Genomic DNA, 11,559 nt, shown 5'->3' on the forward strand with positions numbered 1-11,559 from the left:
GTTTTGCGAGGGGGCATGGTGTCATGCCGCCATCAACCTTGCTGCCACCCGGTCTTGCTGAATATATAGACCAGTTGTTATAATTTCAGCATGAATGCAAGACAACGACTGATCGACACCACCGCGCGCCTGCTGCAAACCGCCGGATACCACCACACCGGTCTGAACCAGATCGTGGCCGAAAGCGGCGCGCCCAAAGGCTCGCTGTACCACTACTTTCCCGGCGGCAAGGTGGCGTTGGCAGTGGCCGCGCTGGACCAGTCCGCCAGCCAACTCGCGCAGGCTCTGACGCAGATGTGCATGGCCCACCCAGATGCCGAGTCCGCCGTCGCTGCCGTGATCGACTTCTTCATCCAGGAGCTGGAGTCGTCCAACTACACCAAGGGCTGCCCTGTGGCCACCACCACGCTGGAGCAGGCCGCCATCACGCCTGAGATCCGCGATGCCTGTGCGCGGGCGTACCGCCTTTGGCAAGACGGCCTGGAGGCCTACTTCGTCGGCCATGGCATTCGCCAAGCCACCTTCCTGGCCGAGAACCTCTTGATGCTGATCGAAGGCGCTTTGTTGCTGGCCCGAGCCCAACACACCTGCGATCCCCTGCGCCGCCTCAAAACCCACCTTCCCACCCTGATCCAATCCTCCAAAGGAGCGCTCTGATGTTCAAGTATTTGTTGCCCCTCGCCCTGGCCGTGGCCAGTTGGTCGGCCGTGGCGCAAGCCAAAGTCGGCGTGGAGTTCGCCATCGTGAAGACGGGCAAGATCACCACGCTCAAGGGCATGATGGTCTCGGGCGGCGGCTTCACCACCAAGGTCGATGGCAATTTCTCCGCCATTCTGGTCAAGCATGGCCAGACGCATTTCTTGTTCGACTCTGGCCTGGGTACCCAGGTCGCCAAGCAGTATCGGCAAGACATGCCATGGTGGGCCCGGGCTTTCTTCAGGTATGAAGACCCGGTGGTGCCCGTGCGCACGCAGTTGGACCAAGCGGGCATCCCGCCCATTGAGCGCATCTTCCTCAGCCATGCGCATTGGGACCATGCCAGTGGTTTGGGTGACTTTCCAGAAGCTGTGGTCTGGGCGTCGCCCGAAGAGTTGAACGTGGTGGAGCACGCCGCCCCCGGCCTGGGCGGCAGCTGGCCCTCGCAGGTGTCCCTGAAAAGCATCCGCTGGCAGGCCTTGGAGTTCAAGCCAAACCCCCACAAGGGCTTTGACCGCAGCATCGACGTGTTCGCCGATGGTTCGGTGGTGCTGGTGCCCATGTTTGGCCACACGCCTGGTTCCATCGGCATGTTCGTCACCGTGGATTCGGGCAGGCGCTTCTTCTTTTGCGGTGATGCCGTCTGGCGGGCCGATGCCTTGAAGGATGGCAGCCCCAAGTTCTGGCCGGCCAGCCTGATCGTGGACAAGGACCGCGAGCAGACCCAGCACACCATCGAGCAAATGCGGGAACTCGTCAGGCAAGACCCTGCGCTGGTGGTGGTACCGGCCCATGACGACACGGTGCAAGCCGGATTGGGATACTTTCCCCTATGGGTCAAGTGAGCGGCAGCGCTTATCCTCCTGAGATCTGATCGTTTCTCATTTAACGGTCTAAAAACAAATCGGAGGCTCATCCATGTCCACCCACCGTGTTCTGTCATCTGTCTTGTATGCCTGCTTGTTGGCCACAGCGCCTCAGGTTTGGGCCGCGGAAAGCCCTTCGCCTGATGGCGAGTTGATCCCCACTGGCGAGGCGGATGCCACGGCGGCCATGGTGACCAGCATTCGTGCCATGGTTCAAAAAGGCTTTGATGCCAACGGCCACGCCTTCCGCGATGCGCACCGCAAGGCGCATGGGTGTGTCCAGTCCACCTTCACTGTGCTGGGTCAGTTGCCGCCAGCCTTGGCGCAGGGCTTGTTCTCCACCCCCCGTTCGTACAACGCCGTGATTCGGTACTCCAATGGTTCCGGCCAAAGCCAGGACGATCACACGGGTGATGCCCGCGGCATGGCGGTCAAGGTCTTGGGGGTGGGTGGGCAGAAGTTGCTGAGCGATGAGCAATCCGCTGGCACGCAAGACTTCCTGATGATGAACAGCCCGGTGTTCTTCATCCGCGATGCCGCCGACTACGTGGTCTTTCAGAAAGCCATGTCGACCAACGCGTTCACTGCGGCGGGTTGGTTGGCGGGGCACCTCTTCCATGAAACCCGCATCCTGCTGGCCATTCAGGGGCGCAAGGTGATCAACCCCTTGGCCTCGCAGTACTGGAGCACGACGCCATCCAAGCTGGGCACCCAGCAGATGAAGTTCTCGGCCAAGCCCTGTGCCGGCAGTGCGTTCAACACCACCTCCGACACCAAGGATCGCTTGGGCGATAACCTGAGCGCGCAACTGGCCACGGGTGGGGCCTGCTTTGATTTCATGGTCCAGACGCGGGCCAAGCCCAGCACCATGCCGATCGAAGATCCCACCATCGAATGGAAGGAAAAAGAGTCCCCTTTCATTCCAGTGGCCAAGATCCAGATCGGCGCCCAGGTGCCTGAGCAAGGCGAAGCCTGCGAGATTCGCTCCTTCACGCCTTGGCATGCCATTGCCGAGCATCGCCCTTTGGGCGGCATCTCGCGGGTGCGCAAAGATGTCTACCTCGAGATCTCCAAACTGCGCCATCAACTCAATGGCCAGCCACGCATCGAGCCCTGAACTCGGCGTTGGTTGATCTGAAAGCCCGCTCAGCGGGCTTTTTTCTTGGGCGAAGCAATCACTGCCGATAGACTGTGCCGTATGAATATACACACACAGGACGTTCATCTGCATGCCCCATAACGTCAGCTTGATCTCCACCATCGCCACAGGCTTTGGATTGGCTCTGATTTTTGGCTTCCTCGCATCGCGCATGAAGGTGCCTCCGCTGGTGGGGTATTTGCTGGCCGGCATCTTGATTGGCCCCGCCACGCCCGGTTTTGTCGCCGACATGGACATGGCCGGCCAGTTGTCCGAAATCGGCGTGATGCTGCTCATGCTGGGCGTGGGGCTGCATTTCTCGTTGGCCGATCTGTTGGCGGTCAAACGCATTGCCATCCCGGGAGCGATTCTCCAGATCACGGTGGCCACGGCCTTGGGCATGGGCACGGCCACGTTGTGGGGCTGGAGTCTGGGCGGGGCGCTGGTGTTTGGCCTGGCTTTGTCGGTGGCCAGCACCGTGGTGTTGCTCAAAGCGCTGGAGGCGCGCAATGTGCTGGAGTCGGTCAACGGCCGCATTGCCGTGGGCTGGTTGGTGGTGGAAGACCTGGTCATGGTGCTGGTGCTGGTGCTGCTGCCCGCGTTAGCGCCCATGCTGGGCGGTGCGGCCGATCCCCTGGCGGCGGCTGGGCAGAACGTCTGGCTTACGCTGGGGCTGACCTTGGGCAAGGTGGCCACGTTCATCGTGTTGATGCTGGTGGTCGGTCGGCGCGTGTTTCCCAAGGTGCTGTGGCTGGTGGCCAAGACGGGCTCGCGCGAGTTGTTCACGCTGTGCGTGGTGGCCACGGCAGTGGGAGTGGCCTATGGCTCGGCCAAATTGTTTGACGTGTCCTTCGCACTGGGGGCTTTCTTCGCCGGCATGATGATGCGCGAGTCGGAATTCAGTCACCGCGCGGCCGAAGAATCCCTGCCCTTGCGTGATGCGTTCTCGGTGCTCTTCTTTGTCTCGGTGGGCATGCTGTTTGATCCCAGCGTGCTGGTTCAGGAGCCGCTCAGGGTGCTGGTGGTGGTGGCCATCATCATGGTGGGCAAGACCCTCGCGGCCATGGGCCTGGTGCTGGCGTTTCGCTATCCGCTCAACAGCGCGTTGACGGTCAGTGCCAGCCTGGCACAGATCGGTGAGTTCTCGTTCATCCTCGCTGGGCTGGGGGTGTCGCTCAAGCTGTTGACGCCTGAGGGGCACAGCCTGATCCTGGCGGGGGCCTTGATTTCCATCGCATTGAACTCGCTGCTGTTCACCGCCATCGAGCCGGCGCAAAACTGGATACGGTCACGTTCGGCCCTTGCGCGCAGCCTCGAATTGCGCGATGACCCCTTGGCCGAGCTGCCCATGTCCGTGCCCCAGTCGGTGCTCACCGGGCAGGTGGTTCTGGTGGGGTATGGCCGCGTGGGCAGCCGCATCGCCCAGGCCTTGATGGACCGCAATCTGCCTTTCGTCGTGGCCGAAGAAAACCGCGAAGTGGTTGAGCAACTGCGTGCGCAGAACATCCCGGCGGTCTGGGGCAATGCCTCCGACCCCTCGGTGTTGATTCAGGCTCACGTGGCGCGGGCGGGCATGCTGGTCATTGCCACGCCCGACTCCTTCAATGTGCGCAAGATGGTGGAGATCGCCCGCACCCTGAACCCGGCCATCGAGGTCGTGGTGCGCACCCACAACGAGGCCGAAGGCCGCTTGCTGGAGCAAGACGAGGTGGGCAAGGTCTTCATTGGTGAACACGAACTGGCCCAGGCCATGCTGGGCCACGTCCTGTTCAGGATGGGACACGACCTTCGCCGAACATGAAGCTGGACACCGTGAGGTTGCCAAAAAAATCAGCTTCGTGGTAAACGCATTGGGCGCTTTCGCTTTCAGCGGCGCCCACGGCCACCATCAATGGCAGAAGGTGATCTTCGCGCGGGTGGGCCATTCGCGCGGCCGGTGCCGACGCCCAATCGAGCAAATGACGGGACCGCTCTGCCGGGCTTGAATCAACCACGGCGCTTTGCAGCCAGTGGTCAAAATCCTTGGACGCTGCTCGGCCGCTCGGACCAAAGGCGCGCACGTTGTGGTAACTCAAACCACTGCCGATGATGAGCACACCCTCATCCCGCAAAGGGGCCAGGGCGCGGCCCAGGGCCAAGTGCTCGGCCGGGTCGTAGCTGCTTTTCAGGGACAGCTGAAGCACGGGTACCTGGGCTTCAGGATAGATGGCGAACAAAGGCACGAAGGTGCCATGGTCGAAGCCCCGCTGCAAGTCCAGCCGGGCAGGCATCCCGGCTGCCTTGATCAGCGTTTGCACTTGATCGGCCAGCGCGGGTGAGCCTGGCGCGGGGTAGGTGATCTCGTAGGTGTGCGCCGGAAAGTCCGCGTAGTCGTAGACCATGGGCGGCCGTGGCGCGGCCATCACCGTGAATTCAGGCTCCTCCCAGTGGCCAGAGATGACCAGCGCCGCCTTGGGCGTCTGGCCCAATTGCCTGGGCACGGCTTGCAGCGAGGCTTCCAACTCGTCGTACGCACCCTTCAACTGAGGCTTCATCCAGGGCCAGGGCCCGCCGCCGTGCGAGATGAAATAGCTGGGAAGGCGGTGCTTGGCCATGGTCACAGTCCTGCAAAAGGCATTGAAACCAGGTCAATGTAGCGCGGTCCGATCAGGGCAGCACCACCGCAGGGGCATTGGGCCCACGACGCGCCCGGCGGGGCTCGCGCCAACCCGGGGCCCAGCGGGCCAGCAGTGCTGCCAACTGCGCACGCCCGAAGGGCTTGGCCAAGTGGTCGTCCATGCCGACCTCAAGGCAGCGTTCACGGTCCTCGCTCATGGCGTTGGCTGTCAGCGCGATGATGGGTGTGGGCTTGAGGTCACGCTGGGCTTCGAATTGGCGGATGGCCTCGGTGGCGCCCAGGCCGTCGAGCACAGGCATGTGCCAGTCCATCAACACCAAATCGAATGGGGTGTGCGACTGCTGGGCCGAGGACCACAGTTGCGTGGCTTCGGCGCCATCGTTGGCAATGACAACCTCGCAACCCAATTGCCGCAACTGCTCTTCGGCCACGATGATGTTGACGGGGTGGTCCTCGGCCAGCAGGACGCGAACGCTCGCCGCTGGCTTGGCGGGCGAAGGCGCGCGGCTCCACTGCGGGTCTTTCGCCAGCTGCCGCTGGAATACGCTGTGCAAGGCTTCTTGCAAACTGCGACGACGGATGGGTTTGCTCAGCCAGACCAGTGGGGCAGGGCGGTTGGCTTCCGGGTCCGACGAGAAGTCGCCTTCCAGAGAAGTCAACAGCACAGTGGGCACCTGGCGCAGCACGTGGGGCGCGGATGATCCTGCGCTGTTGCAACGCACCGCCAGGTCAAATGCGGCGCTGGCTTCCGCCAGGAGCTTCGCCGCTTCATGGTCGCTGGGGCACGAGGTGGTCACCAGCCCCAGGGCCTTCAGGTAGCGCACGAGCAGGGCGGCAGTGGCTGGATGTGGCTCAACGACCAGCACGCGCTGACCGACCAGGGATGATGGCTCTGCCGACTCAGGAGCTTGTAAGGCGGGGCGTTCCACCGGGGGCAGGGGCAGTCTGACCACGAAGGTGGAGCCCAGCGTGGGAATGCTGCTCAGGCTGATGCGCCCGCCCATGAGTTCGCACAGGTAGCGCGTGATGCTCAAGCCCAGGCCGGTCCCGCCAAAGCGGCGGGTGGTGGACTCGTCGGCTTGCGCGAAGGCTTCAAAAATCTTCTGCTGAACCGGAATGGGAATGCCGATGCCGGTGTCGCGGATGGTGAGTTCGACTTCGCCGGCAGGGTTCAACTTGACAAGGGTGATGACCTCGCCCACGGTGGTGAACTTGATGGCGTTGGACATCAGATTGGCCAGGATCTGGCGAATGCGAACAGGGTCGCCAATCAGCAAGGGAGGAATCTCTGCGGCCACTTCGCAGATCAGCTCAAGGCCTTTGGACTGGGCTTCCTGCGCGAACAGGCCGGCCACTTCTTCGGCCAACTCACCCAGGTCGAAGGGGATGGCCTCCAGCCGCATGCTCTGGGCTTCGATCTTGGACAGGTCAAGGATGTCGTTGAGGATGGCCAGCAAAGATTCGGCGGACGAACGCGCCAGGCCAACAAAGTGACGCTGGCGGTCGTTCAGCAGGCTGTCGTTCAGCAGGTCGAGCACGCCCAGCACACCATTCATGGGCGTGCGGATTTCGTGGCTCATGTTGGCCAGGAACTGCGATTTGGACCGGTTGGCTTCTTCGGCCGCCTCCTTGGCCTGGCGCAATTGCACCGTGCGCATGGTCACCGTGTCTTCGAGTGAGGCGTTGTAGGCGGCCAAGGCCGAATCGCGCGCCTGGATCTCCTCCAGCATGCCGTTGAAGCCCTGGTAGAGCGAGCCAATTTCGTCATGGTGGTGGGTCTTTACCCGCAGCTCGTACTGGTGGTCTTGCGAGACCTTTTGCATGGTGTCGGCTAGCTTGACGATGGGCTGAATCACGCTTTTCTGCAGGGGCAACAACACGGTCATGGCGGCCAGAGAGGCCAGCAGACTCAAGCCCAGCAGGAGACCCGCCCGCCAGTAGATGCCATGCAGCATGTGACGGGGATCGACCTCGACCAGCAAGGTGCCCACGCGCGCGCCATCCAGCACCACGGGTTGGGCCAGGCTCAAAGCGGTCCAGTCGTAGCGCAAAGACTGTTCTTGCTGAACGCTGATGGCCTGTTTGATCAGTTCATCGCTCACCCCGGGTGTGGCATCGACGTACATCTCCGCGCGGGCGAACACCGCGAACTTTCGGCCGGCCGGGTCCAGCAAAATGGCTTGGCTGACCTCGGGCAGGGCATTGAGGCTGTTGAGCACCGCCCGGGCTGCGTCCGAGTCGCCAAAGGCCAAGGCCGCGCGGGCATTCAACGCCAGAATCTGTGTGACGCTGGAAGTGTTGGTGTACAGCCGGTTGCGTTCGGAGCGCAGATCCAGCACCGTGGTGGCCACGAACAGCACAATGGCCGCCAGCATGGTCGAGGCGGCCAGCACCAGCGCCAGCTTGCGCCTGAAACTCCATTGGCGGGGATCGACCCACGGCTTCATCGGCTGGCCCCGCTCTCGGGTTCCACAATCGTGGTGGCCAGGTTGAGCAGGTCGGCGGCCAGCTTCAACCCAGTCTTCTGGGTCTGCGCGCGGTTGATCTCGAAGCGTAGCCGGGTGCCCACTCGCATGATTCGGATCATGCCGCCTTCCTGCGCGAAGCCGTCGATGTCGCTGACGGTCAGCGTGGGTTGGCTGGCCAGCATTTGCAGGTATTGGGCACGACGGCGGTCATCGGCCTCGGCGATGAAGACCAGGTGGCACAGCTTGAGCTCATCGGCCCGTTCCGGCTGGAAAAAACGCAGAGGGTGGCCTTGCACTGGCCGGTCATTGAGGCTGAGCATGGCATTGGCCAAGGCTTCTCGGCGGCCCAGCAAGCAGGCGTTGAGCGGTGCGGTTTTGGTCACGAAGGCATTGGCGGGCCATTCGGTGAACCTGGCAAAGTTGAAAAGGTAGGCGGCCTGAATGGAGGCTTCGCTGGCTTCCGATTCGGCAGCCCGACTGGCATCCGGATAGGTGGCGCTGCCCAGGCAAGCCAGAACCAGCAGCGATTCACGCCAACGGCCAAGCGCTGCTTTCAGCAGTGCTTGCGTGGTGGTCGTGCTCGGGCGCTGCATGGTCAGAAGGAAGCCTCCACCTTGGCGTAGGCGGCGCGCTCCACCGATGAGGAAATGCGGGGGTTGATCTCTTGGGTGTATTGGCGGCCCAGATTGTGCCCACCCAGTGACAGGGTCAGCTCGGGGGTCATTGCCCAGCGCAGGTTGATGTCCAGCGCCGTGCGGGATGGCACGTCCAGAAAGGGCACCATGGGATCTTTCCGTGCCGAGGTATAGCGCAGCCAGATGTCCAGCATCCAGCGGCTGTTCAGGTCAAATGATTCGCGCAAGGAAATGAGGGAGCGTGGGGTGCCGCCCAGGGTGGTGATGATCGCGGGCGCGTCGAAGCGGGTCTCCATGTAGCTGTAGGCCAGCTGCTGGCGCCAGAATTTGGCAATGCGCCAGTCGGCCGCCAGCTCAATGCCACGCGTGGTGGCCCGCGTGCCCGAGGTCAGGGCTGCAGTCACCACCCGGCGGCCATTGACCGTGGTGTCGCTGACGATGGTGAGGTCGTTCGGGAAGTTGGGCGAAAACCCAAGCAAAGGGCTGTAGCGTTGAATGAAGGCGGCCACGTCCAACGACAGGTTCTGGCGCACCTGGCTGCGCCAGCCGGTCTCCAGGGCAGTCACTTTCTCGACAATGCGGGCGCCGGGGTTGAACACGCCGCGGGCAGTGATGGGGGCGCCGCCGTTCGGAAAATCAAAGTTGATCCCGCCGTCTGCCTCGCCACGCGCTGGCGCGCGCACGGCACGCGATGCCGCGATCCAGCTGGAGGATCGCTCGTTCATTTTCCAGAGCAGTCGGGCATTGGGCGAAGCCTGCGCGCCGGAGTAGGGATCGTGGTCAACCCGGGCGCCGTAGGTGAGCATCAGTTGATCGGGCAGTAAGGCGTACTCATCCTGCGCGAACACCCGGCCGTGCACCAAGGTCTGTGCGCCGGGTTCGACCGTGACCAGGGGGATGCTGGAGATCTTGTCCTCGTACCAGGTCGCGCCCAAGCCCCAGAGCACATCATGGCGCGAATCCCGAGGGTGCCATCGGTGTTGAATGTCCACATCGGCCGATTGAGACCGCTGGCTGGCATAGCCACTTTGCCCATTGCGCTGGCTTTGCAGCGTGGCTTGAACATGCAATTCGGAAGACGCGTTCAGCGGGGTGTCGAGCGAGGCGGTGAAGGTGGCTTTCTCGGTGCGCTGAACTGTCGGCGTCAGGGCAAGGCTCGTGAAGTCGGGCAGGGGCAGTTCACCATTTTTGGTGGAGCGCAGCGCCTGGCCTTGAATCGACAAGCGTGAACCGTTTCGGCCTACCTGGTCAAAGCGCAGCCCGATGGTCTCGGCATGGGCCCGGTTGTTCTGTGGGGCGCCTGATGAGTCAACGGAATCGGCCTGGCGGTCGGCCTGCCCGAAGAGCTTCAGCCAGCCATCCTGGCCCAGGGGGGTGCCATGGCGCAACAGCAAGCGGTCTGATCCATCGCTGCCCATGCTGGCCACGGCCAGATTGCCCTGAGTGTGCTGAGCATCGCGGGTGATGATGTTGATCACGCCATTGACGGCATTGGTGCCCCAGATCGAACCTGCCGGGCCGCGGATGACTTCGATGCGCTCAATGTCTTCTAAGGGGACGCGCTCGGCCTCCCACAGCACGCCACTGTAAAGGGGGGAGAATACGCTGCGGCCATCGATCAGCACCTGCAGCTTGTTGGAGAAGCGACCGGCTTCGCCGCGCACGCCCACGGCCCAACCGGATGGTGACATTTGCGCCACGTCTACGCCGGGGGCCATCCGCAAGGCTTCCGGTAGCGAGCGCACGCCTGAGCGCAGGATGTCGTCGCGGGTGATGACGTGCACGGCATCGGGCACATCGGCCAATGCCTGGGTGCGGCGGCTGGCCGAGACGATCTCGACCCGCATCAACTCTTCCAACGACAAGTTGGCCAATGCGTCGGCTTCGCCTTTGACTTGCGCGTGTGCCAAGCTCAATGATGAGGAGATCGCCAGGAGCGCGGCGGTGGCGATGAGCCTCAGATACCAGGGTTTGGGGGCGTCGGGCGTCATCCGGGGCAAAACAACTTTGGAAGCTTCTGATTGAATCGAATTTGCGCACCGCCCTCATGAGGGCTTTACCGAACAAATTCGTGAAATAACACCCTCATTCTGTGATTTGGGTGTCCGAATGACCATTATTGATGACGGGAGTACCTCTTCGGGTGTCCGGTATACATCAGGTTGCATCTGGCCCCCTGTCTTGGGGGGCCGTGCTCAGGCTGGCTTCAAGGCTTGGCGCAAACAGCTGACTTGGGCAGAAATCGCGGCGGGCACTGGCTGCAGGCCCGACATCAGGGACTGGATGTAGTCGGCGGTAGTGTCGGCATCAAAACCGCTGGGTAGCTCGGGCAACTCGGTCAGCACGCCATCGACTGGCGCGCGTGACAGGCCTTCGTCCCGCAAGCCATTGATGAACACATCAAAACGTGGCTGGCGGCGCGGGTCTGCCACCGGTTCGCCTTCGGTGCCTCGCATCAGCAAAGCATTGGCTTGCGCGTGCTTGAGATATGCGTTCAGGGAGATGGCGTATTCGGGGTGGGTGTGGTTGACCACGCGCATGGTCCGAGAGTCCCCGGCTGCCACGATGGGATCCAGTAGTTTGGCCACGGTGTGCCCTGGATTGCGAAGGCCGATGGTCCAGCGCACATCAAGCAGCTTGGCCAGTGGCGGGCACAGCGTGGCGATGTCCATGAAGGCGGGGCGGCCAGCTTCCCAGGCGTCCTGCACGTCTTGTGCGCTGGTGGCGGTGGGCAGGCCCAGTGCATCAAACACCTGGGCGGTGGTCACTCGCGTGGGGTCGTGCCGTGGACCGTGTACCAGCACGGCCACGCCCTGCTTGGCCAGTTGCAAGGCCAGCAAAGGGGTCAGGTTGGGCAGCTTGCGCGCGCCGTTGTACGAGGGCAGCACAACCACGCCAGAGGGCGCGCCGGGGATGGGCAAGCAATGGGCCAGCGTGGCCCGCACAAAGCCGTCAAGCTCGTTGACCTCTTCGCCTTTGATGCGCATGGCCAGGCAAAAGGCCCCCACTTCCAGGTCTGTGACCTGACCAGCCAGCACCTGGCTCATCAGGTCATGAGCCTGCTCGGCCGTCAAGGGCCGGGCCCCGTCTTTGCCCCGGCCAATGACTTTGATGTACGCGCTGATGCTCATGCCCGTGA

General features: G+C 62.8%; 9 protein-coding genes. 4 read left to right on the forward strand and 5 right to left on the reverse strand.

What is annotated here, in order from left to right; all coding sequences use genetic code 11:
- The first annotated feature begins 90 nt into the window (after window positions 1–90).
- From PSV38_RS06230 to ybaL, 4 genes are all read left to right on the forward strand, one after another.
- A complete protein-coding gene (locus PSV38_RS06230; RefSeq protein ID WP_300545963.1) occupies window positions 91–657 on the forward strand; it encodes a TetR/AcrR family transcriptional regulator in 567 nt (188 codons plus the stop codon).
- The gene (locus PSV38_RS06235; protein WP_300545964.1) at window positions 657–1,541 is read left to right on the forward strand and encodes an MBL fold metallo-hydrolase; all 885 of its coding nucleotides are present in this window, start codon (window positions 657–659) and stop codon (window positions 1,539–1,541) included. Before PSV38_RS06230 ends, PSV38_RS06235 begins: the two co-directional genes overlap by 1 nt.
- Before the next feature lie 73 nt (window positions 1,542–1,614).
- Window positions 1,615–2,679, forward strand: a complete 1,065-nt coding sequence (locus PSV38_RS06240; protein ID WP_300545965.1) for a catalase family protein — start codon at window positions 1,615–1,617, stop codon at window positions 2,677–2,679.
- A 112-nt stretch (window positions 2,680–2,791) separates the two neighbouring features.
- Window positions 2,792–4,501, forward strand: a complete 1,710-nt coding sequence (ybaL, locus tag PSV38_RS06245) for a YbaL family putative K(+) efflux transporter (protein WP_300545966.1) — start codon at window positions 2,792–2,794, stop codon at window positions 4,499–4,501.
- Here the strand turns inward: ybaL and PSV38_RS06250 are convergent.
- The 5 genes from PSV38_RS06250 to ybiB form a co-directional block, all read right to left on the reverse strand.
- On the reverse strand, window positions 4,470–5,294 hold the full coding sequence (locus tag PSV38_RS06250) for a class III extradiol ring-cleavage dioxygenase (protein ID WP_300545967.1): 825 nt from the start codon (window positions 5,292–5,294) through the stop codon (window positions 4,470–4,472). The genes ybaL and PSV38_RS06250 overlap by 32 nt on opposite strands.
- Window positions 5,295–5,346: 52 nt before the next feature.
- Entirely contained in the window at window positions 5,347–7,764 is a 2,418-nt protein-coding gene (locus PSV38_RS06255) for an ATP-binding protein (RefSeq protein ID WP_300545968.1), read from the reverse strand.
- Complete coding sequence (locus PSV38_RS06260) at window positions 7,761–8,378, reverse strand: YfiR family protein (RefSeq protein WP_300545969.1); 618 nt, start codon at window positions 8,376–8,378, stop codon at window positions 7,761–7,763. Before PSV38_RS06260 ends, PSV38_RS06255 begins: the two co-directional genes overlap by 4 nt.
- A 2-nt stretch (window positions 8,379–8,380) precedes the next feature.
- Complete coding sequence (locus PSV38_RS06265; protein WP_300545970.1) at window positions 8,381–10,411, reverse strand: TonB-dependent receptor; 2,031 nt, start codon at window positions 10,409–10,411, stop codon at window positions 8,381–8,383.
- Between the two features lie 204 nt (window positions 10,412–10,615).
- Window positions 10,616–11,551, reverse strand: coding sequence for a DNA-binding protein YbiB (gene ybiB, locus PSV38_RS06270; RefSeq protein ID WP_300545971.1), 936 nt, complete (start codon window positions 11,549–11,551; stop codon window positions 10,616–10,618).
- Window positions 11,552–11,559: the final 8 nt, after the last annotated feature.

The organism is Aquabacterium sp. (assembly GCF_029946005.1).
Classification (GTDB): Bacteria; Pseudomonadota; Gammaproteobacteria; order Burkholderiales; family Burkholderiaceae_C; genus Aquabacterium.